This is a genomic window from Kitasatospora sp. NPDC127111, assembly GCF_042677465.1.
GTDB lineage: Bacteria > Actinomycetota > Actinomycetes > Streptomycetales > Streptomycetaceae > Kitasatospora.
On sequence record NZ_JBHXTG010000057.1, the window covers coordinates 17,224 to 40,086 of the forward strand.

13 protein-coding genes and 2 pseudogenes are annotated in these 22,863 nt (G+C 68.5%); 8 read left to right on the forward strand and 7 right to left on the reverse strand.

Annotated elements, in window-relative coordinates; translation table 11 throughout:
• Positions 1-216 precede the first annotated feature (216 nt).
• Both ACFVHB_RS28460 and ACFVHB_RS28465 read right to left on the reverse strand, forming a co-directional pair.
• Positions 217-687 (reverse strand): hypothetical protein, encoded by a 471-nt coding sequence (locus ACFVHB_RS28460; protein WP_380327921.1) that lies wholly within the window; start codon positions 685-687, stop codon positions 217-219.
• Entirely contained in the window at positions 684-7,304 is a 6,621-nt protein-coding gene (locus ACFVHB_RS28465) for an RHS repeat-associated core domain-containing protein (RefSeq protein WP_380327923.1), read from the reverse strand. Before ACFVHB_RS28465 ends, ACFVHB_RS28460 begins: the two co-directional genes overlap by 4 nt.
• A gap of 783 nt (positions 7,305-8,087) precedes the next feature.
• Here ACFVHB_RS28465 and ACFVHB_RS28470 point away from each other — a divergent pair.
• Both ACFVHB_RS28470 and ACFVHB_RS28475 read left to right on the forward strand, forming a co-directional pair.
• The gene (locus tag ACFVHB_RS28470; protein ID WP_380327925.1) at positions 8,088-11,642 is read left to right on the forward strand and encodes a ricin-type beta-trefoil lectin domain protein; all 3,555 of its coding nucleotides are present in this window, start codon (positions 8,088-8,090) and stop codon (positions 11,640-11,642) included.
• Positions 11,643-11,871: 229 nt separating this feature from the next.
• Positions 11,872-12,474, forward strand: coding sequence for a hypothetical protein (locus ACFVHB_RS28475; protein ID WP_380327927.1), 603 nt, complete (start codon positions 11,872-11,874; stop codon positions 12,472-12,474).
• Positions 12,475-13,414: 940 nt separating this feature from the next.
• On the opposite strand, the gene ACFVHB_RS28480 is transcribed toward ACFVHB_RS28475, so the two are convergent.
• On the reverse strand, positions 13,415-13,828 hold the full coding sequence (locus ACFVHB_RS28480; protein ID WP_380327929.1) for a hypothetical protein: 414 nt from the start codon (positions 13,826-13,828) through the stop codon (positions 13,415-13,417).
• 82 nt (positions 13,829-13,910) lie between these two features.
• Between ACFVHB_RS28480 and ACFVHB_RS28485 the strand changes: the two genes are divergently transcribed.
• Positions 13,911-14,120, forward strand: a complete 210-nt coding sequence (locus tag ACFVHB_RS28485; RefSeq protein ID WP_380327931.1) for a hypothetical protein — start codon at positions 13,911-13,913, stop codon at positions 14,118-14,120.
• A 19-nt stretch (positions 14,121-14,139) separates the two neighbouring features.
• Here ACFVHB_RS28485 and ACFVHB_RS28490 read toward each other — a convergent pair.
• Both ACFVHB_RS28490 and ACFVHB_RS28495 read right to left on the reverse strand, forming a co-directional pair.
• Positions 14,140-15,149: pseudogene (locus tag ACFVHB_RS28490) on the reverse strand (IS5 family transposase).
• Positions 15,150-15,284: 135 nt separating this feature from the next.
• Positions 15,285-16,052 (reverse strand): transposase, encoded by a 768-nt coding sequence (locus ACFVHB_RS28495; protein ID WP_380327933.1) that lies wholly within the window; start codon positions 16,050-16,052, stop codon positions 15,285-15,287.
• A gap of 132 nt (positions 16,053-16,184) precedes the next feature.
• Between ACFVHB_RS28495 and ACFVHB_RS28500 the strand changes: the two genes are divergently transcribed.
• The 5 genes from ACFVHB_RS28500 (at position 16,185) to ACFVHB_RS28520 (ending at position 19,199) form a co-directional block, all read left to right on the forward strand.
• Entirely contained in the window at positions 16,185-16,688 is a 504-nt protein-coding gene (locus ACFVHB_RS28500) for a hypothetical protein (RefSeq protein WP_380327934.1), read from the forward strand.
• Between the two features lie 238 nt (positions 16,689-16,926).
• The gene (locus ACFVHB_RS28505; RefSeq protein ID WP_380327936.1) at positions 16,927-17,484 is read left to right on the forward strand and encodes a Tn3 family transposase; all 558 of its coding nucleotides are present in this window, start codon (positions 16,927-16,929) and stop codon (positions 17,482-17,484) included.
• A gap of 116 nt (positions 17,485-17,600) precedes the next feature.
• Positions 17,601-18,323, forward strand: a complete 723-nt coding sequence (locus ACFVHB_RS28510) for a hypothetical protein (RefSeq protein WP_380327938.1) — start codon at positions 17,601-17,603, stop codon at positions 18,321-18,323.
• Entirely contained in the window at positions 18,310-18,918 is a 609-nt protein-coding gene (locus tag ACFVHB_RS28515; RefSeq protein ID WP_380327940.1) for a Fic family protein, read from the forward strand. The genes ACFVHB_RS28510 and ACFVHB_RS28515 overlap by 14 nt, the downstream gene beginning before the upstream one ends.
• 128 nt (positions 18,919-19,046) lie before the next feature.
• Positions 19,047-19,199: an ATP-binding protein gene (locus ACFVHB_RS28520; protein WP_380327941.1), complete on the forward strand. Its 153-nt coding sequence runs from the start codon at positions 19,047-19,049 to the stop codon at positions 19,197-19,199.
• 731 nt (positions 19,200-19,930) lie between these two features.
• On the opposite strand, the gene ACFVHB_RS28525 is transcribed toward ACFVHB_RS28520, so the two are convergent.
• Together ACFVHB_RS28525 and ACFVHB_RS28530 are read right to left on the reverse strand one after the other, a co-directional pair.
• Positions 19,931-21,664 carry a hypothetical protein gene (locus tag ACFVHB_RS28525; protein WP_380327943.1) on the reverse strand — a complete coding sequence of 578 codons (1,734 nt, stop codon included), beginning with the start codon at positions 21,662-21,664 and terminating at the stop codon, positions 19,931-19,933.
• A 3-nt stretch (positions 21,665-21,667) separates the two neighbouring features.
• Positions 21,668-22,863: pseudogene (locus ACFVHB_RS28530) on the reverse strand (hypothetical protein); the annotation flags it as partial.

The following is a 22,863-nucleotide window of genomic DNA, read 5'->3' on the forward strand; positions in this document are numbered from 1 at the left end:
CCTGCGGATATCTCACCACCCCAGGAGTACCGAAACCACCTGCGCGTTGTCCGGCGAACAGCCCGACACTAACCAGTCAAGTTCAGTACTGCCGCCAGGGAACCATGGAGCCCTACCGGATAACTGTCCGGCAGGGCTCCATGATTACTTGCTATCAGACCATATTTGTGCGGTTCCAGGCCGACTGGATGCGAGCCGATTCAGTTCGAGCCGACGTCAACGATCACGCCACCTTACCCGCAATTCAAGTACGGCATCTCTCGCTCGGTCGATCAACCGCTGACGTCGGGGAGTTCTGAGCCAAGCCTGATAGAACTCCCGCTGATCTGCCACGGTCCCGACATCGGCCGGATTTGCGCGATCGAAGATGAATACACGTGTTCGCGCGGCTCTTGCCTTCAATAGATAAAGGGTGCGCCCCCCGGTGGTATCGCGCGACATCCCCGAAGGATGGGCATCGATCCGTGCGCCGTTGCAAAGCAGCAAGTAGCCCAAGGGCTCAATCTGCAACCTCACGCTCTTGAGTGCTTCGAACAGGTCATCCCCGGCGGCGCTCCATATCGCGCCATTTGGGCTTGCGAGCTCGACCCTGTACTCTCCATCTTCCTCTGCTCGGAGTTTCCACATCTCCTCTCGAGTGTTGCTGGCATCCAGTACGCCGATCTGAAATTCAGTTGCCATTATCATCCGCCGAAGTTTGGATTGTATACCCAGTCGCCAGCCGGCATGTTCCAATTATATGGCCGGGCCCGATAGATTCGCGACCCGTCGATCCCGCCAATAAAGGCAATTTCCTTCTCGCTGGGGTAGGGGACCCGCTTTCCCAGTGATGCATTTACGTCAATTCCGGTGCCGGGCTTGCGGATCTCATAGAGCCATCCAGCCTTCGCTCCGTTCTTCCCCGGCTGATTGGTGAATGCCACTGCCTGCGACATGGACTTGGAGGTTCCGGTCACGCCAGCGGGCGTGTTGTATGCCACATAGTCATAGAGCGAGGCGTTGCCCGGCTTGGATTTGAATCCATTGGCAAACACTCCGTCTGGACTTGCGCTTCCATATTCGCCGCGATAGACCTTCTTGGGGCTGGCCATCTTCAGATCTGAAGTGGAGTCAGCAATACAGTCGCAGGCCGACGAGGACTTTGACGTCGCCTTTCCTGTCGGATTTGGTGTAGACCCTCCGCGCCCTTCGAGGCCAGCGCGGAAGCCGGCGGTGCTGCCGCCGAGGATTTCGTCGAATCCGCCGACTTCGCCGTCCTGGATCTTCCATTTGGCTTGGAGGGACCAGAAGTAGGCGAGTTCCTTGCAGTTGCTTTTCTCGCAGGCCTTCAGTGCAGCGTCGGCGATTTCGGATCGCATGATGTCGTTGCCCTTGTAGGCGCGGCGGTCGACGTCATGGATGAATTTCTGCCACTGTGAGTAGAATTTGCTGTCGTGGCGCATGCTGTTGGGCACCTGGACGAGGCCGCGTAGCATGATGGGGTCGGTGGACTCGGCTTGTTCGACCGCTGCGTCGCGGTGGGGTCCGCTGCCGTCGTCCTGGCGGGCGCTGTAGTGGCCTCCGCATCGGCCTTCGGCGCAGTCGCCGTCGATGAGGCCGCTTGGGTCGCTGCGGTTGACGGGGTCGTTGCTGCTGTAGCCGTAGCCGTTCCATTGCTGGGGGCTTGCGGGGTCAAGGAGCGGGTCGGGGCTGATGAAGCGGCCGGTGGCCGGGTCGTACTGGCGTGCGCCGAGGTTGGTGAGGCCGGTCGTGTTGTCCTTGGTTCCGCCGACGAATCCCTTGGTGCCGGCCCATGCGGAGGCGCTGGGCTGGGTGCCGCGGGGGTTGCCGAACGGGTCGGCGGGACGGCGGGTGACGGGTTGTCCGGCGGTGGTGTTGACCTGGACGTTGTTGGTGCCGTGCGGGTCGGAGGACTGGATGAGGACCTTGCCGCCTCCGATGGCCGCGGTGACCCGGGTGTAGGTGAGCCCACCGGGCGCGCCGAGGGATCGGACGTTGCTCATCGTGCCGGTGGCCGTGTCGAGGGTGAGCTCGTCGGTGGGCAGGTTGAGCGTGGTCTTGCCGGGATTGCGGCGGATGAGCTGGTTGCCGTCGGCGTCGTACAGGTAGGTCGTGGCACCGGCCTGGGCGGTGGTGGCATTGGATGCGAGTTTGTCTTCGCCGTTCCAGGTCAGGGTGATGGTGCCGTTGGTGTCGGTGACGGCGGTGGTGTTGCCCTTGGCGTCGTACTGGTAGGAGACGGCCTTGGTGCCGGTGGGTCCGGTGCTGGTGGACGTGAGCAGGGCGTGGGGTCCGCCGGTTCCGCCGCCGGTGTTGGGGGCGGTGGTGGGGGTGTTGCGGCTCTTGGCGGCTCCGAAGGTTTGGGTGGTGGTGGTGTCGTTGAGGCTGTTGCCGGTGATGTCGTGCTGGACGAGGCCGGTGCGGTTGCCCGTGGCGTCGTAGCTGTAGGTGTTCCAGTAGGGGGAGGGGCCGCCGACGGTGCGGCCGGCGGGGCTGACGATGGCTGGGCTGGTGGCGTTCTGGCAGCCGCCGATGCCGGGGACGGTGGTGGAGCTGCCGGTGCCGTGGACGGTCCCGGAGGAGTCGGTCCAGTCGGCGGTGGTGGAGGTGCCTCCGGTGTCGGTCCAGGCGCCTGTCAGCCGGCCGAGGTGGTCATAGGTGAAGCACTGGGTGTCGGTGTTGGTGGCGTCCTGGCGGTCGGTGATGGAGGTGATGCGGCCGGAGGGGGTGTAGGTGTAGGTGGTCTGGTCGACGGAGGCGGTGCCAAGCTGTTTGTCGACGAAGGAGTTGATGACGCGGCTGGTGGCCCAGTCGTACTGCTGGGTGGAGACGACCTGCTTGCCGTACTCGCCCACCGTCGTGCGGACGGGGCGGGCAAGGGCGTCGTAGGTGACCTGGGCGACGACGGCTTTGCTGAGGCTGGCCGAGGAGGTCAGCAGGCCGGTGATGGTGCGGCCCATGCTCACGGTCTCGGCAGGCAGCCCGCCGGCGGCGGGGATGCTGAGCTTCGTCAGGGAGCCGATGACCGGACTGTAGGTGTTGGCGGTGGTGTAGGTCCCGGCGAGCGCGCCCTCGGCGGCCGGGATGGTGACGGAGGTTCCGAGCGGGCGGTAGGCGGTGTCGTAGCCCGTCACCGCGGTGGTGTAGGCCGCTCCGCCGGAGCCTCCGACGTAGCGGGTGGAGGCAGTTGGCTGCCCCTTGACCAGCGTGTCGTAGGTCCAGGACGCCAGCTGGTTCGCCGGGGCGACGCTGCCGTTGTAGAGGCCGGTCCTGCGGCCGAGCAGGTCGTAGGTGTACGCGAGGGTGTTGCCCCTGGCGTCGGTGGTGTGGTCGATCTGGGACTTGGCGTCGTAGAAGGTCTGGCTGGTTCCGGTGTCCGGGTCGGTCGCCGAGACCTGGCGGCCCAGAAGGTCGTAGGAGTAGGTCCAGGTGTTTCCGCTGCTGTCGGTGTGTGCGGCCGGCAGGCCGGCCGGCGTGTAGCTGTAGGTGGTGATGTCGGCGTCGGCGGGGTTGCCGGTGGCCGTGGGCGTGCGGTACTGCCAGGCGGCCGTGGTGCGCCCCCGGGCGTCAGTGACCGTTGACGCGGGTGCGGCGCCGGAGGGCGGGGTGATGTCGGTACGGTCCGCGCCCGGGTAGGCCATGGTGGTGGCCCACTGGAGGTTTCCGTACGAGCGGAATTCCGAGCGGACGATGCGCCCGTTGCCGTCGTAGGTGTTCCATGCCTGGCTCGGAACCTGTCCGTCGTTGGCCGGGATGAAGATCGACTCGGTGGGGAACGAGCTTTGTTCGTAGTACGGGTCGGACGTCTTGATCGCCCAGCCGTGTGTGTCGTAGACCGTGTCGGTGATCAGGCGCCCGGTCGGTTTGGCGTCACTGGTGCGCTGGCTCTGGCGGAGGCGATCGAGACCGTCGTACAGGTCGATGTTCGCGGAGTACGTGGCCGCGTCATCGTTGATCCACTCGGTTTTGACGGTGGACGGGCCCGCCGCGCCCTTGACCGAGTACGTGAACTTCCGGCTCGGGAGCTCGGCGGTCGGCCGGTCCGGGGCCCAGAGCGCGGTGACGCGCCCGAGGGCGTCGTACTGCGCGGTTGTCACACGGTCGTTGACGTCCTTGCTGGTCAGCGGTGAGCCGCGCGCCGGGTCCTGCGTGACGGTGGTGGCCCAGGACGCGCCCATCGGGCCGGTGGTCCGTACCTCGGACGGCAGGGTGCCGGCCGCGGGGGTGTAGGACACCGCTGTCACGGCGGGGGTGAGGCTGGCGGGGCTGAGCTGGGTTCCGGCGGCGTTGTAGGTGGATCCGTCGGTGGCGGCCGCGGTCAGGGGCCGGCCGTAGCTGTCGTAGGTGACGGTGCCGTTGTGGGCGTAGACCGGCTGGCCGTTCGGGTCGTGGTGGTCGAGGACCAGCTCACTAGTCGGGTCACCGGTCGTGCCGGCCTGGCCGAAGGCCTTGCCGTCGTAGAGGGTGCGGGCTCCGCTCAGGGTGTTCGCCGCAGTGGGTGTCGTGCCACAGCTGCCCTGGATCTTGACCTGTTCGGAGACCAGGGTCAGGCGTTGGGGATCGGTGCTGTTCGCGTAGCTGGTGAGAACACAGGTCTCGGGGGTCGCGGTGGTGCCGTCTCCCTTGTCGTCGACCTGAGTCACGCGGTTGCCATGGGCGGGGTCGGTGGTCGTGCTCGCGGTGCTGGTGCGCCAGCTGCCGTCAGCCAGCCTGGCCTTGGAGACGGTGGTGACCTGGGAGTCCGGGTAGCGCGCGTAGATATTCGGCGCGCCGGCGCTCTGGGTGCGGGTCGCGGTGACCTGCTGCCCGTTGTATGTGCTTCCCGAGATCGCCTGGACCGTTCCGCCGGCCTTGTCGTAGACCTCTGTCGCGACGACCCGGCCGCTCAGCCAGTCGCTGTCGGTGACGGTTCCGCCGAGCGGGCTGGGGACGTCGGTGTCTTGGGCCGTGCGCTGGCTGGTGCCGTTGGCGAGGTAGTCGCCGAGCATGCCACGCAGGTAGGTGACCGTCTGCTGGGTCTTGGGGGCCTCGCTCGAGGAGCCGCTACCGGTGGTGGTGGTCACCGACCGGTAGCCGCGGAAGCTGTCCCACGTACGGGTCTTGGGGTCAGTGAACTCGGCGTCGTTGCGGTGCCAGGCGGCACCGCCGTTGTAGGTGTACTCGGTGGTCCTGCCGATGGCGGGATTGCCGACGAGATCCTGTTCGACGACGCTCCTGACGAGCGGCTTGTTGAACCAGTCGTTGACCGGGTCGGGCGAGGACTGGCCGGGCAGGTACCACTTGACCGGCATGCAGGCCATCGAGTTGTTGTCCTCGGACGCCGGCATGTGGTTGTTGACGCGGGAGCACTCGGGATCGGAGTAGAGGACGTTGATTCGCCCGCCGGTCTCGGTCCCGATCTCCTGCAGCCGGGGGCGCATGAACATCGGCGACGCGGGGACGAGGCCGTCCACGCGGTTGGGCATCATCCTGTAGGCGAATGTGACGGCCGGCAGGCTGAGGGGCGTCTGGCCGTTGGATCCGGTGCGCTGGACGGAGTCGAGCTGCAGGGTGCGCTTGGTACCGTCGCCGGGGTCGGCGAGTGACTGGGACAGTGCCCAGGTGTCGACGTCGCGGTAGGCGGCGTTGACGAGAACCTGGGTGGTGATGGCGGTCAGCCGCTTGGTGGTGAAGAACGTCGGAGCGTAGTTCGAGCAGGTGCCGCTTGTGGTGCAGATTTGGTCGATCGGCACGTCGGGCCAGGCATCCGCGTTGGCCGCGGTTCGCTGGTCCTCGGAACACGTGATCGCACCGGAGGGCTTGCATCGCTCGTCGACCTTGAAGACGACCTTGGCGGCCGGGTTGGCGTTGCCATTGGCGGCCCTCTGGTCCTCCAGGCGCTGGCCGTAGCCGATCTCCTTGAGGTACGCGGCACGCTGGTAGTCGGTCAGGGTGCCGTTGCCGCCGTTCTGGGCACCGCCGCGGTTGTACGTGTTGCCTTCGAGGGCGTACTTGTACGTCGTCAGGTTGCCATGGGCGTCGACGACGAAATCGAGCTGCCAGCGCCAGCCCATCTGGCACCACGAGCCGTTGCCGGATGCGTCCTTGAAACAGGGGTCGGCGCTGTTGGGCGAGTAGACGGGTGTGGTGAGGACCGAGTTGGCGGGACTGTCAGTGCCGCCGCCGTCCGGGAGTCGGTTGCGGCCGAAGTAGTACTGCGTGCCGTCGGTGGTGGTGATCCGCCAGTACTCGTCCCGGTATTCGACGCCGTTCACCGTCCGGGGGTCGGCGGTGAACTGTTCCACTTTGGAGCCGTCGTCGTCCTGCAGATGCCAGGTACCGGTGGCGTCGTCGCGCACGATCGTGCCGGAGCGGCCGCCGAGCGACAGCGTCGCGTTCTGACCGCCCCAGCACAGGTCCCGAGACCCGGTGATCCCGGCCTGGTCGCAGCCGCGGTAGGCCCGCTCGATGAAGCCGGGCTCATAGCCCCAGCCGTCGCCGATCCACGATGACTGCGAGTTCGTCGCCGAGGTCCGGCCGTCAACGGCGGCGGAGTTGTAGCCGAGGCCGACAACCGGGGCCGCCCCGCCGATGGACGGCGGTACCTCGATGGGATAGCTGTAGGTGAAGTTGCCGACATTGGAACCGGCGTTCCAGCCCGCAGAGGGCGACAGCGGCGTCGCGGTGTAGTTGCCCCCGGCGCCGGACGGCGTAGGCGTCGCCGCGAGCACCAGCGCCGTACCCGTGCTGCTGGCACCGGTGGCCGCCAGGGCGGGAGCGCTGGTGGTGAACGAGGCCTTCACCGCGCCGCTTCGTCCCTTGCCGGAGGCCGGCTCATTGGCGGAGGCCGGAGGAAGGGTGACGTCGGCAGTGACGTTCCTGTGCCCATCGGTCTTGGACGGCACCGGTGTCTGGGTACGGCACTCGGACCGTTCCGGACTCGTCAGCGCACAGGCCGGCAGCGCGACGACCGCGGCCCGGTCAGACCATCCGGCGGCCTGCAGACCCTTCAGGTCCAGCGTCACGCTCGCGGTACGCCCGCCAGCGGCGGGTGTGGCGTCGATGTCGGAGATCGCAACAAGTGGTGCAGCGACGCCGGCAGCCTTGCCCTTGTCCGCGCCGACCACCTGGACGCTCACGGTGCGGGCGCTCTCGCCCGCGCCGGCTCCTGGGGCGACGTTCACGGGCAGGGCCCCGGCCTTGGAGCCCGTCGCGCCTCCCGAGGCGGGTGAGGCGCCGCCAGTGGCGGAACGGGCGGCCTTCGCTTCGGCGCTGTCGGCCCCGAGTGTGACCGTCTCTGTCCCGGTGACCACGGGCGCGGCCACCGAGGGCGTCCAGTCGGCAGGCTTGCCGACCGGCTTCGCACCAGGTGTCCGGACGTCACTGCCTCGGACCGGCTTGGTCCCGTCTCCCAGAGGTGTGCTCGGGGGAGTCCAGACCTCCCCCTCCGGCTTGGGGAACGTCCACGCCGCGGCAGGCGGCACCACGGCCCCCGTCATTGCCAGAGCAAGCACAGCAGCGATCCCGGATGATCGCCATCGGCTTCCTGACGTTCTCTCGGCCCGTTTACCGGCAGGCAGAAACCTCACCGCGGTAATCTCCTCGTTAATAATTGACGCTATGTCATATGGGCATAGATGTCCCATGATCGAAGCAACACTATGTGGCGTCAGGGGCGTGCTGCAGTGTCGTTTGGTCACCACGGGCATGATGTTTATGAAGTCTTGATCTCCCAATCTGGCGCATATGGGACATGTGCACGCAAGCCGTCGACGGGTTTGACCTAACAGCAGGTCAGGGCGCATCGTTCCGCATCAGATGCTTGCTTCAGGAGTGAGGCAGCAGACCGGGAGGAACACGAAACTGACATGCCGAAGGTCCTGCAAAGAATGGCGAAGGTTCCACCGCCGCCATCGATACGTGCCCGCGCTATCCGGTTGACCGCACTTAGTGCGAGCTGCATTCTCGGCGCCGGGCTTCTCGCCGCACCGGCGGCATTCGCGGCCGGCTCAACCCCCACTGCCCTGCCGTCTCACGGACCGGCAGGTGGGGTTCAGCCGATCGTTCCGTCGTCACCGGCACCGCCCCGCACACCCGAGCAGCAGGCCATGCTGGATGCGATCACCAAGGCCAAGTCGACCGGCAAACCGGTCGCCGTGCAGACCCTCACCAACGAGGCCTCGGTATCGTTCGCCAACCCTGACGGAACCCTCACCACCACGGACAACGCCCAGCCCGTGCGAACCAAGCGCGGCGGCGTCTGGGCGGACCTCGATCCGAGCCTGCGCGCCAACGGCGACGGCACACTCAGTCCGGCCGTCGCGACGACCGGACTCGCGTTCTCCGGTGGCGGCACGGGCCCGATGGCCACTATCACCACCGAGGACGGTAAGAGCCTGGCGGTCAGCGCCCCGTTCGCGTTGCCGAAGCCGACCGTAGACGGGCCCGTCGCCACCTACGCTGGTGTCCTCCCGGGCGTGGACCTTCAGCTGACCGCGCTGACCCAGGGCGGCTGGCGCGACGTCATCATCGTGCGAACGAAGGAAGCCGCCGAGAGCCCCGCCCTAAAGTCGCTCTCCTTCCCCATCGCCGCACACGGCCTGACCGTCACCACCGACCAGGCTGGTGCCCTCACCGTCACCGATGACCACGGAACCACCCGCTTCCGGTCCCCGGCGCCACTACAGTGGGACTCCAGCAAGCCGCCCGCAGACGCCCGGGCCTCGAGGGCCTCGGCCCGTGCAGCTCTGGCAGCCGCACCGGCGGTGGTGCCCAGCGAGGGCGCCACCAGTGCCCCATCGACCGCCGAAGAGCCCGGCGACGGCGCGAACGTGGCAGTCATCGCCACCAGAGTCACCGCATCGGCCATCGAGCTGACCCCCAATCAGGACGCGCTCGGCTCAGGCGACGGACCCTGGTACCTCGACCCCTCAGTGGCTGCCGCCAGCTACACTCAGGGCTCCGTCGAAGTCCAGGAGAACCACAAGGGCGCCAAGAACTACAACCTCAAGTCCAACGTGGCCACCGGATACTGTGGGTACCACAGCTCCGACCCAAGCCTGGACTGCGGCAACGAAGGCCGCCAGCGCGCCTACTTCCAGTTCAACATCAACCCGGCCCTCTACACGATCCCGCAGGGGGCCGAGTTCGCCCCCACCATCCAGAGCGCCACACTCAACGCCCAGGTGACCAGCGCCTCCAGCCCCGGGACCAACACCCCCTTCGTCGTGTACTCGGCCCCCCGGGGCAGCACCATCGGAAGCGACACAAACTGGTACGCCCAGCCGTGCGGCGACAACGGGAACGTCGTCATGGACGGATGCTCGCCCGTCAACGGCCAATGGCTCACCGGCACCGGTCCACTCGCCATCGACGTCACCGGCGCGATCAAGTCCCTGGCCGTCGATAAGCAGTCGAGCTGGACCATCGGCATCGCCCCGCAGACCAGCGAGTGGGAGAAGCTCTACCGCCACTACCTGGCGAACAACCCCTCCATCGCCACCACCTACGACATCACCCCCACCGTCTGGTACCCCCGCGCCAGCCCCGCCCCAGGCTTTGCCAACAACCGCAGCACTGCCGAATGCACCAGCGGTGGCGCACACCCGTGGGACAACCCCGGGTGGATCGGAAACCTCCAGAACATCTACGTCAGGGCCAATAGCTGGTCGCCCACCGGGCAGAGCCTCTACACCGGCTTCCGCATGTGGGACGACAACGACCCCAACTTTTCCTGGGGAGAGGGCGACTGGGGCGGTAGCTACAACGACCCGGGCACCATGAAGGGATTCGGCTCGCTCTCGGACGGTCACCAGTACGGCTGGTACGCCGCGTCCTCCGACGGAACCCTCACCTCGCCCATGAGCGCGTGGTGCTACTTCCGCGTCGACAAGACCAATCCTCGCGTGAGTATCAGCTCCACCGACTTTCCGTCCTCGGGCGCCCCCAATGACCACCCCGCCAAGTACGTTGGCGACAGCGGCTCCTTCACCATCAACGCCGAGGACCCTGCCCCCGGCGCAGGCCTCCAGGCCTCCGGCATCGCCTGCGTCCGATTCAGTGCCGATCCCACGCCGGTCGTCGGCTGGCAATGCGGACAGCCCGGCACCTTCGGACCGGGTAAGCCCGTGTCGTTCACGCCCCGCAACTGGGGCACCAACATCGTCTACGCCTGGGCCATGGACGTCGCCGGCAACTACAGCCAGCCCGCGGCCTACAGCTTCTACGCCTCGTGGAAGCCCGGCACCCAGCCCCTGTTCGGTGACATCGACAACGACCAGAAGCCCGACATCGTCGTCGCCGACGCCAATGGTGACCTGCGGATCATCGGCGGCACCGCCGACCCCGCCAACTCCCTCGCCGCGCCCGCGACAGCAGCTCCTGGCAACCGCGAGTTCGGCACCACGTGGGCCGACTTCCAGCTCAGCCACCACGGCACTTTCGCCCAGGGCCAGGCCGTGGACCAGATCGTCGCCCACTACGACAAGGACACGGCCACCAACCTCAAGGACACCCTCTACCTCATACCCAACGACGGCACGGGCCGCTACGACACCCTGCAGCCCACGGCACTCACCCGCCCCGCCACGTGCACGACCTACGGCACGGGAGCCCCGTGCCCCGCCTACAAGCAGAAGGTCTGGAGCGACGCCTCCCAGGTGACAGCGATCGGCACGCCCGAGGGCGAAGCCATCGGCGGCGACCCGCTCAACGAGTCGCGCCAGATCATCATGTCCCAGACCTCCATCCTCACCGTCGAGAACAACAACCTCTACCTCTTCCAGCCCGCCGGGAACACCGACCTCGACTCGGCGACACTCATCCCCACCACGGCAGGCAACGGCAGCTGGGCGGACTACGAGCTTCTCAGCCCCGGCGCGGCCAACGGCGCCACCGCGATCCCCGGCACAACCGGCCCCCTCTACCAGACCACCATCTGGGCACGGCACCGAACCAACGGCAACATCTACGCCTACGCCCTGAACTGGAACGCCGACGGGACGGTCGACTACTCGTCCCTCACCAAGCCCGACGCCGGATTCCTCATTCTCGGCGCCGCCGACTGGACCACCGCAGCCCAGCCCAAGGTCGGCGCCGGCGACCTCAACAACGACGGCTACCCGGACCTGTGGGCCATCAACACCAGCAACGCCATCACGGTCTTCCCCGGCAAGAGCAGCACCGGCACCAAGAACAAGGTCGACGGGTTCAACGCCTGGCAGTTCCTGGGCTACGCCGACGCGAGCGTCTCTGTTCACCCCAACGGCGCGAGCTGGCAGTGCATGGACGCTGAAGGCGGCCCCAGGGAAGGTGCCACCCTTGCCATCTGGGGGTGCTGGAACACCGTTAACCAGCGGTTCAACTTCGCCGCCGACGGCACCATCCGGGACGGCAGCTTCTGCGTCTCCACCAAGGACGACGCACTTTCGAACGGCGCCGCCGTGGTCCTCACCCGCTGCGAAGGAAAGAACGGCCAGAAGTGGGCTGTGCGGCCCGACGGCCGCATCTACCTGCCAGCGACCGTGGACGCGGACAATCCGGCCGGCCGATGCCTCGAACTCCCTGGATGGGCGACCGACCAGGGCACCCGCCTCGGAATCTGGAGCTGCCCGAGCCTCCAGCTCAACCAGCAGTGGACGCTCACCCCCGAACGCACCGCCTGAGGCCAACGACCTCACCGAACAGCAGATGATGTAGCACCCACACTGGGGCGGGCCCCGGCCAATCCGGGGCCCGCCCCCGACATTCAAGCGAGCACCCATGACCAGTACCGAACCTGAGCCAGGCGGCCGACAACTGTCAGCCCTTCCCCAAGTATCCGAGAACGCCGCCGACCGGCTACGGGCACGCTGGGCCGAAGGAGATAACGCCCCGTTGCCCTGGTACCGGCGAATGTCACGCCGCACCGTCATCACAGCGGTTGCCGCGGCTGCCGGCATCGGCATCACGGGCACCCTCTTCGTCGTCCTCGGGCCCGACGAACCCGAACGCTTCAAACTCACGGCCCAACAGACCCTCGGTGACCTCACCCTCGATCCCAAGGCTACCCAGGACCTGGCAGGCGAAGACGCCCGTATCTTCCCCAACACACCCGGACAGATACGCATCCACGATCACTTCGTCGTCGCTTACCGCACCCCGGGAGCGACAGACGCGAGCCTGGTGGTCGTCGGAGCGAGCGGTTCCTTCCAACGGCCTCTTCGCGAGATCGACACGCTTCTCGGCGGTCCCGACCCCGCTGATGACCCGGTGCCCTCGGGTGAACCCAAACGCGTCGGCTACACCGTCTTCCCTCCCGGTCCCCTCGGCGGCTACATGAAGTGCGCTGCCACCGGCAAGGGCAGCGACCTCAACGTCGCCTGCGCCTGGGCAGACGGCAGCACACTCGGCAGCGTCGTCGATATCAAGGCCACCGAATCCACCATCGACCTCCCAGCGCTTGCCGAACGCGCACGTGCTATTCGCGCCGCCATGACCACCATGGATAACTCTTGAGTTCTTGGACGGCGGCCCGGCACAACCGGGCCGCCGTTTAGCTTGACGTTTAACGTCCGACAGCTGCAGCCAGCAGCTCTGGTGCTTGGCTGTCCAGCGCTGTCATCCAGCGGTGAGTGTCAAGTCGTGCACTAGGAAATGGAGCTGCATGTCGCAAGGAGCCTCTGGCCTTCAGGGCCTATCGGTCACAGAGGAACTGCCTCTGGGCGCCCCACTTGACCTTCAGTTCACAGGGTGCAATCAGGGAGGAAGACGACCTTCCAGGCACTCTCGGCCACCAGGTTGAAGTGCCGTTCACGAGGCGCGATCTTGGAGAGGTGAGGCCATCATCTCGGCCGGCAAAGTCGTCCGCGCCAGCCTTGCGCCCCCACATTGCGCAGGTCTGAAGAGCCAGGCCTACCGATAACGTTCTCGATTGCGACCCGGGCGACGGCGACCTGGCCAGCCTCCACCATGGCCTGGCGCAACAGCGCCCGGGCCGCGTCCAGCAAGCCGAGGACCCGGATCTCTCTGGTGGTGGCGATCAGTACGGCCCGCTGCACCCGCCCGACATGCCTCCAGTGTCCAAGGTGGCCCGCCTCTGAGCAACGAACGCTTAAGCGGGCGGGCGGCGTCGGCCGAGCTCGGGTTCAGCCGGCCGGTTCTCGGCGGGGCGTGGGGCGGCGCTGGCCAGTGCGGCGTGGGCGAGGACCGCGCCGGCCGCGTCGCGAGTGGTCTGGTCGGGGTCCTCGAGGCGGTCGGCGATCAGCTCGGCGGCGGCCGCGATGACCGGGATCGGGAGCAGCGCCTGGTCGAGCTGGAGGAGCGAGGCGGCGGCGCGCTGGCCGGCGGTGGGCGCGGGGGAGGTGGGGATCAGGGAGATGAGACCGCAGAGGAGCTGATGGTCATCGGACTATTCTCCCGGCTCCGGCGCGGCCCCCCGATCACGTCCCGGGCCGGTTCAGGCACCGCTTGGCGGCGGCGCCGGGTGCTGCCGGTCGGTGATGAAGTCCCAGTCCGGGCGGCCGGTGGACTGCCGGACGAAGTCCCGCAGCTCCACCAGGGTGCGGGCCGTCACGATGCCCTCAGTGCGCCGCCACATCGTGACCTCGTCGGCGGTGAGGTCGGTCAGCACGTGCATCGCCAGCTCGGTCTTCAGGTAGCGCAGGAACGCCTCGTCTGCCGCGCCCTCGAACATGAACGCGCGGTCGGTAGCCGGTTCAGCCCGCTCGTGCCAGTACCGCTTCCACCACCCGGCTTCCTCACCCGAAGCGGGCCGCTTCTCCTGCAGACAACGGACGAGCCGGTCGACGGCGTACTTGCGGACCAGGTCGTCCGGCGCCGCCATCGGCGCCTCCTTCTCCGTCTGGCTCACGGCCGGATCTCGGAGGCAGTCGGCTGCGCCGCGGCGGCGAGGGCGAGACGCTGCCCAGCAGCACGTAGGCGTCCAGGATGTAGTGCAGCTCCTCCGCCAGCTCGCCGTCGCCGCCGGGGATGATCTCGTGGCGCAGCACCTGCTCGACGGCCTCGGCGTACCGCTCCAGGACCCGCTGGGTGTCCTCGTCTTGGCGGGAGGCGAGAGACCGGATCCAGTCGGCGGCCCGCTGGCCGGTGACCGAGGCCTGGGCGAGGGCGTCCCGCTCGGCTGCCCTCAGCGCGTCCGCTAGGAGCTGTTCAAGGTTCGGATCATGTGGTTGAGGTCATGGACTTCAACCACATGATCGATCCGCGGAGGTGCAGGCCTGCCGTGTAGCTCTCCGGGCTCTTGTCGTATCGAGTGGCCAGGCCGCGCCATGTCTTGATCTTCTGGAAGCACCGTTCGACGTGGTTGCGCCGCTTGTAGCGGTCGGGATCGAAGGTGACCGGCCGGCCGCCCGCGGAGCCCTTCCGTTTCCGGTTGGCCGCCTGGTCCGCCTTCTCCGGGATCACCGCGGTGATCCCGCGTCTGCGCAGGTAGGCGCGGTTGGCCTTGGAGGAGTAGGCCTTGTCGGCGGTCACCGCGTCGGGGCGGGTGCGGGGCCGGCCGACTGGGCCGCGCACCCGGATCTTGTCGAGCACGGTCTGGAACTGGCGGCAGTCGGCCGCCTGGCCCGGGGTCAGCACGAACGCCAGTGGTAGGCCCGCGGAGTGGACAGTGGCATGGATCTTGCTGCTCAGCCCGCCCCGGGACCGGCCGAGTTCGGCTTTCGCGGCCCGGGCCTTGCGCCGGCGGCGTGCCTGGGAACGAACCTGGTCGGGGTCGGACGTGTCGTGCGGTCCCGCTGTCTCGTCACCCTCAGCACGGCCTTCTGCCGCGGCAGTGGAACCCCCTTTTCCTCGGTCAGGGCCTGCTCGAGCGCGTCCAGGGTCTCCCCGGCGACCGCCAGCCCGGACGACTCGTGGTGGGCCCGCACGATCGTGGAGTCCACGCTGACCAGCGTGAGCCCGACCACCCCGCGCGAGGCGGCCTCCGCGATCAACTCGTCCATCAGGAGTTGGAAGAACCCGCTGGCCACCCAGCCCCGGAAGCGGGCGTACACGGTGCTCCAGGCTCCGTAGCGCTCTGGGACGTCCCGCCAGCCGCTGCCGGTACGGAACCGCCACAACACCCCGTTGAACTGCTCCCGGACCCGCCGGGGCAGCGGCCCGGTGGCCGCCACCGGCACATGCGGTTCGATCAAGGCCCACTCGGCATCCGTCACGTCAAATCGCGCCACGACCCCGAGTTCTACCAGAGACACCAGCCCGGAACCGGGTCACTGCGAGATCCGAACCTTCAGCAGCTCCTAAGGGCCGTCCCGTAATTGATCTTTGAGTGGTTGGGCATGGTCGGTCGACCGGCAGCGCGCGGCTCATGCAGCCTGGAGGAGGTTGTGCAGGCGGGCAACGCCGAGCATGGCGTGGTGGACGCCGTCGCCCTTGAAGCGGCAGTCGCGGAGGATCTTCCAGGTCTTCATCCTGGCGAAGACGTGCTCGACGCGGGCGCGGACTTGTTTGTGCTCGCGGTTGTGGTCGGCCTGCCAGTCGGTGAGCTCGCCGTTCTTGGGGCGTCGGTGTGGGATGACCAGGCCGGTGCCTGGGTAGCCGCCGTCGGCGATCGTGGTCGTGCGGCCGACGGCAGCCTTGGCGCCGGATTCCTCCCATGCCTTGCAGTCGTTCCGGTTGCCCGGCAGAGGTTTGCCGACCGCCACGACCAGCCGGGAGTGGGCGTCTATGACCACCCGGTGGTTGGTGGAGTACCTGTAGTTCTTGGACCGCTCGGCGATGGTGTGGTCGCGGGTGGGCACCAGGGTGCCGTCGACGATCAGCACGGTGTCTTTTCGGAACCGGCGCCGGGGCTTGAGAGCCACGAGCGGGCCGGTGTGCTCGATAATTCGGCCGGCCGCGGACTTGGACACCCCGAACAGCGGCGCGAGCTGTCGCAGCGTGAGGTTGGTGCGCCAGTAGGCCGCGACCAGCAGAACCCGGTCCTCCAGCGGGAGACTCCACGGTCGGCCGGGGCGAACCGTGTCGGCACCCTCGCGGTGGAGCATGGTGATCAGCTTCTTGAAGTCGTGCGGGCCGAGCCCGGTGAACGGGGTTATCCAGGACGGGTCCGACGCCGTGATCACTCCAGCCACGGCAAGATCATGGCAGCCAGCCGGGTCCTGCGGCCCTGTCTGCGGAAGTACCGCCTGGCTGGGGTACCAGTAGCCGGAGCATGGTTAGGGCACCGGCGGAGTCGGCGCGAGGATTCTGACGAGGAGCAGGGCGTGGGAAGTCTGTTGAGGAGCGTCTCCGGGGTTCGCTGGGCGGACCTTCGTGACACGACGGGGGCTCCGGCCGGCGGCATTCCCCCTCTCCTCTCCCGGATCGCGTACGGGGACGAGGACACGGCCCGCACCGCGACCGAGGAACTGGGCGATGCCGTCTGTGCGCTCGGGTTCGTCGTCAGCGAGGCCACAGCCCCCGCAGTTCCGTTCCTTGTAGAGCTGGCAGGAGCTCCGCACGTGGCGTGCAAGGCCGAACTGCTGGACCTGCTGGAAAGCATCTGCCAGACCGACCAGTGGCACTCCGCCGCTGCGGCGGCCGGGGGCAGCAAGCGCGACACGAGCTACCGGCAGCAACCCGGCTGGGAGGCGGACGCAAGGACAGCCGTCTTCGCGGGCCGGTCAGTCATCGAAGGCGTAGCGTCCTCCGTACGACCGAAGGAGGCCGCAGCTGCCAGGAGGTTGCTGCAGGTGATAGACCACATCCCGCCGTTTCCGGAGCTGTGACGGTCATTGCGGGACAGCCCTTAGCTGTGCTGGTCGCTGCCGGCCTTCCCAAGAACACCGAGGAGGTCAAGAACTTCCGCAACGGCTGGCGCCTGGGCTGAACCACCTGGGGGTGGCCCGCACTCGCGGGGCCACCCCCAGCCGAAGTCCCAACGAAGATCACCACCACTGCGGCTCCACCACCCGCCCGCCGACCGCTATCGCCGAACCGCATCCGGTCGGCGCCACCGGTCATGTGATGCACCGCGTACAGATGGCCCCGGGCCCGCTCGGTGTACTCCAGCGCCTGTGCTCGGGCTCGTGGCGCAACGCCACCTACACGGCGTTCCGTGAGGTGGGGAAGGTGATCCGCACCGTCCAGCTGCTGCGCTACCTCTCGGACAGCCCGCTGCGGGCGGGGGTGACGGCGGCGACCAACAAGGTCGAGGCGTTCAACGGCTTCTCGGACTGGGTGCGCTTCGGCCAGAACGGCACGGTCGCGGCGAACGACCCGGTCGAGCAGGAGAAGGACGTGAAGTTCACGTCCCTGCTGGCCAACCTGGTGATCTTCCACAACACCCTGGACATCGCCGACGTGGTCCGCGAGCCGCAGGCCGAGGGGCGCCCGGTCGACCCACTCGACCTCGCTCAGGTCTCCCCGTACCTGACCGAGCACATCAAGCGGTTCGGCGAGTACTCCACCCACGAACTCGGCATCACCCCCGACGCCTACGAGGCCCGCCTGGACGTCGACTTCAGCGTGCTCGGCGGCGACGACAAGCAGCAGCGGCATGACGGACAAGCCGACGCGGTCTGAAAACCGTTAGCGTTCCCAGGGCATTGAGCCGAGACTGATCGGTCGATCACATCGAACAGGAAGAGTGGCCAGCCCTGACGTACAACCGTGACACCCTGCCCTTCCCCGACAACCGCGTGCCCCCCGTCACCTATGAGGGCATTCGGGACTGGGAAGAGTCCGACCCTGCCCGCCACTCGTTCGCCTGGGACGAGGACGAGGAGGAGCACCTCCGCTCGCTGGTCCGCGAGTGGGTGCCACCTGTGCTCTCCGGTATGGCCGGCTGGTGGCAGGGAGAACGCTGGTGCGAGAGCCAGGTGGACGCGATCATACGGGAGCGATACGGCACCTGGGCCTGGGGATGGAACTGGTACCACTACAGCGGCGGGCCCATCGGCAACTGGACCGGCGGGCCGAGCTCGGTGACGACCCCCGACGAGACCGCGGCACGTGCCGTGGCCGCGCTGCTGGAGTGGCGGGAGTGGCTGGAGCGGACGGCCCAGCGCTTCGCCGAACTGGCGCCGCCGCCGGACGCCTCGCCCGAGGACCGCAGCTGGCACCTGGAACGGGCCTGCATCCGGCTCGTGACCCACACCATGGACTCGGGCGCGGACAACGCCTGGCGCGGCCAGACCTCGATCGTCCTGGGCTGGTTCCTCACCAGCACCGGCATGGACCGGGCCGAGGCCGCGCGAGCGGTGGAGCGCGCGATCGGCGGCCGGTTCAAGAGCTGGGTCCACCCGGAGCGGACTCTGATCGAGTCGGTCGGCGAGGACCTCGCCGTCGGCCTCACCGGCCACGCCCCGTACCGGGACCACCGCGAGTGGGAAGCGCTGGAGAAGCTCCATGACCGCTACTGACAGCCTCTCGGTCTGGCTGCGCGTGCGCCGCGAGGTCGACTGGCGGCATTCACCGGCTCTGCAACGGGTCCCGGCCGGCCGCGACGGGTTCCGGTCCTGGTGCGAGGGACCGGTGCGTTGGCGCGATCCGATTCGCGCTGAGCGTCTGCTCGCCGCGCACACCCTGGCCCGGGAGGACGCCGCACGCCAGACCCCGCTGAACTTCGCCCTGCTGGCCCGTTGGCAACGCGAAGTCCTCGCTGCAACAGGGGCACCGTTCCGCGTGAGCGACGCCTATGCGAAGGCCGGCCGCGAGCGCTACGGTCTGACCCCTCACACGCAGGCCGACTTCGATTCCTGCCTGAACGAGACGACCGACCCGGACATCCCGCTGGCGGCCCGCGCGGCCCGTGCCTACCTCGACGTGGCGTTCTTCCACCCCTTCGCCGATGGCAATGCCCGCGCCGCACTGTTGACCTTGGTCTATGTCCTGGCGCGGGAGGACATCGTCCTTCCTGAGGTCGGCCCCCTCCAGACCACACGCTACGCGGATGACCCGGCCGGTGCCGCTGACCTTGCCACTCTCATCGGGGTGCTCAACCGCCGCCGACGCTGAAGCGTTCGGGCGAGGGCACCGACCTTCCGCCAGGCTTCAGCAAACCATGGCGCCCTCAAGTGATCAACGCACCACCCTCGGGTGGGCCGAGTCCTGGACCCACCTCGAATACCTCGTCGCCTGCCTGCGTGATCGTCACCTCGAACAAGCCCTTCGGGCGCTGGGGAGAGGTCTTCGGCGACGAGACCGTCGCCGCCGCGATGATCGACCGACTCGTCCACCACGCCGAGGTCCACTCCCTCAAGGGCGAGTCCTACCGCATGCGAGGACGCGAACTCTGACGCGTCCCCACCGACAACAACGACTGACAAGCATCCAGCGAGACCACGACGTTGGCCCAGAACTGAACCGCTGGAACCGGCCCGATTTCAGCCGTTGCCGACGCCCCGTGATTTCAGGACCGCGCGATGGCATGCAAACGGCGGTCACCGGACCTGGTGCTGAGAGGCGCCAAGCGACCCTCAGGAAGCTGAGACCTGGGGGGACACCGCTGATCCCGGTGTAAAGGGCCCGCCCACCCCAGCCGCGTCTTACTGGTGCGGAACGTGGAACCCCGTCGAGGTCCAGGCGATGAGCCTGGTAGGCCGACCGCAAGGAGAGCTGAACTCCCCGGCGGGAGACGGATGATCCAAGAAGCGAAAGCCGGTAGGCCGAAAGGCCAGAGGAAACCGGGAGAACGGGACCTCCACCCGCTCCCGCACAACTCACCGGATACGGGTCCTGGTGGCCCGGCCCGAAAGGGAGCCCTCGTGGATCAGGTGAGCCTTTGAAGCCACCACTGCAAGGACGTCGGAACCGAAGGACGAGTTAGGTACTGGAGGCGTGAATTGGGAGGCACGGTCTTGGCTGAGCCTTCGGCGACCGCGGTGAACGGACCGGAGGACGAGACCTTCGACTGGCACGGCATCGACTGGGCCGAGTTGCGAGAACAACGTACGGCGACCGAGGCAGAAGATCTTCAAGGCGACGCAGGAGGGGATGGGGGCGGAAGCCGTGGTTCTCCTCGTAGTGGTCAGGAGGCAGGACGGGCGGGGCCGAGACCGGCCGCGATGGTCGTCAGCCGGCTGCCCAGGGCGGCCGACAGGCGCCGCTCCGGTGGCTCGCCGTGAGCTTCGGGCGACAGGAAGAGGCCGCGCTGTTCGGCCGGCTTGTCCGCCTCCGCCGCCAGCGGGTTGGCCATGGCCCAGGCGTCCCGCCGGACCCCGGTGACCTGCCAGCAGACCTCCGCCCCCGGTGCCCCGCCGCGGATGTCGAAGCCGCCACCGCCGTCGTGGCGCACCACGTGCAGGTCGGGTGCCGGGCCGTCCAAGGGCGTGAGCTGGTAACAGGGCCGTCCGTTGAGGGCGGGGAACCAGTCGGGCAGGGCGACGCTCGCCTCGCCCCGGTCGTCCAGCGTCACCGTCCCGTCGTGGACGGTCTTACGCTCCGGGGATTCCACCGAGGAGTGCGCGAGGAAACGGTTCGCCGGGTCGAGCGGGTGGTCGATCCGGAAGCCGATGTCGGGCGTGAGGATGCGACCGTTGACCTCGACCAGGCCGATGAAGACCCCGGCGAAGGGGTTCCCTTGTGCGATCAGACCGGTCTCGCCGACCGCGTCGACACCGACGCCGCCCGCCGTGCCCCCTCCGGTGATCATGCCGATGGCCTTCACGCCGGTGTCACCCGAGCCCTGGACGCCGACGCCCTGAGCGCTCTCTCCGAGCACTCCGGCGCTCGAAGCCCGACTCCTGCCCATGACGCCCACGCCCTGCGCGCTCTCCCCGAGCACCCCGGCGTCCTGGGCACTCGTCCCCACGACGCCGGTGCCTGTGTCGCTGGTGCCCGAGACACCGGGTCCGCTGCTCCCGGTTCCCGTGACGCCGGGTTGGCCTGGGCCGCCGGTGCCGGTGACGCCCGGGCCCTGACCGCTACGGCCGGCCATCCCCGGCCCCGCCGCCGCCGAGCCGGACACCCCGGCGGAGGCGCCGCCGCCCTGCCCTGTCACGCCGACGCCCTGGGCGCTCCTCCCGAGTACCCCGGTGCTCGACGCCTGGCTCTCCCCGACGACGCCGATGCCCTGCTCACACTGCCCGAACAGCCCCGCGTCGTGCCGGCTCCTCCCCACCACGCCGGTGCCGGTGTCGCTCGTACCCGACACACCGGGACCGGTGCTCCCGCGTCCCGTGACGCCGGGTTGGCCAGGGCCGCCGGCGCCGGTGACGCCCGGGCCCTGCCTGCTCTCGCCGGTCACCCCCGGGCCCGTCGTCCCCTGACCGAAAACTCCCGGGCTGTCGGGGCCGTTGCACCGCCCCTCGACACCGATCCCCTCGGCACTGACGCCGAGGACGCCGGCCTCCTCGCCTTCGGCCCGCCCCTCCACCCCACGCCCCTCGGCGCTCCTGCCGGCCACCCCGGGCCCGGACGTCGCGACCCCCGAGACTCCGGGGCCTGACGCCGCCGCCCCCGCCACTCCGGGCCCGGACGTCGCCATGCCCGACACGCCCGCACCGTCGCCGCCCTTGCCGAGGACGCCGGTGCCCTCGCGGCAGATCCCGTGCACCCCGACGCCGCCGGCGACCGTGCTGACACCCACCACACCGGCGCCCGTCTCGATCCCGTCGGCCCGGTTCCCGGCGGCGGGATCGTCGGTGCTGCCGAGCACGCCCGGACCGACGTTGCTGTCACCCCAGATGCCGAACTTGATCGGCGGGGTCTGCTGTCCGGGGTCGAACCCGCTGACCCCCTGCTGGAATTGGCCGCTGGCCATGGCTCAGCCCTCCTTCGTTACGGTCCTTGCAGCCCCTTGGGGCCCGAGCTCCGGGTGTCGCAGTGCGGCGATCCCGCGCTCCGGCCCGTACCCGTGGGCTGCGGGGTGGATGAAACGGCCGCGCTCCTCGGCGGCCTTGTCGGCCTCGCAGGCAACCGCGTTCGCCTGTGCCCAGGCGTCCTGGCGCACCCCCGTGACCTGCCAGCTGACCTCCAGGCCGGGCTCTCCGCCGGCGATCGAGAAGCGGTTGCCGGACAGCTTGCGGCTGATGTGCAGGCCGGGCGCGGCCTGGCCGATCGCGGTCAGTTGGTAGCGGAGGTCGGTGTTTAACGTGTCGAACCAGTCGGGTAGTTCGACCGTGGCCGTGCCGTCCGCGTCGAGCGTGGCCACGCCGTCGTAGACGTTCTTCCGCTCCGGGGACTCCACCGAGGAGTGCGTCAGGATGCGGTTCGCCGGGTCGAGTGGATGGTCGATCCGGAAGCCGATATCGGGTGTGAAGATGCGACTGTCGGCGTCGACCGGACCGAAGAACCTCGCCGCGTAGGGGTTCCCCTGCGCGTACAGGCCTGTCGGCCCGGTGGCCCAGACGCCCACGCTCCCGGTCCCCGCCACGCCGGTGCCCGTGTCGCTCCAGCCCGACACACCGGGCCCGCTGCCGCCCCCGATCCCCGTCACGCCGGGCTTGCCGGGGCCGCCCTTCCCCTTGACGCCGGTGCCCGTGTCGCTCGTGCCCGACACCCCGGGACCGCTGGTGCTGCTTCCGGCCACGCCGGTGTGCGAGTTGCTCGTGCCCGCCACTCCGGGCCCGCTGGTGCTGCTTCCGGCCACGCCGGTGTGCGAGTTGCTCGTGCCCGCCACTCCGGGCCCGCTGGTGCTGGTTCCCGCCACGCCGCTGTACGTGTTGCTTGTGCCCGTCACGCCGGGTCCGCTGGTTCCGGTTCCCGTGACGCCGGGTTGGCCGGGGCCGCCGGTTCCTTGGATGCCGGTGCCGGTGCTGCTTGTGCCTGATATGCCGGGTCCGCTGCTTCCGGTCCCTGTCACGCCGGGTTGGCCGGGGCCGCCGGTTCCTTGGATGCCGGTGCCGGTGCTGCTTGTGCCTGATATGCCGGGTCCGCTGGTTCCGGTTCCCGTGACGCCGGGTTGGCCGGGGCCGCCCGTCCCCTTGACGCCGGTGCCGGTGCTGCTTGTGCCTGATATGC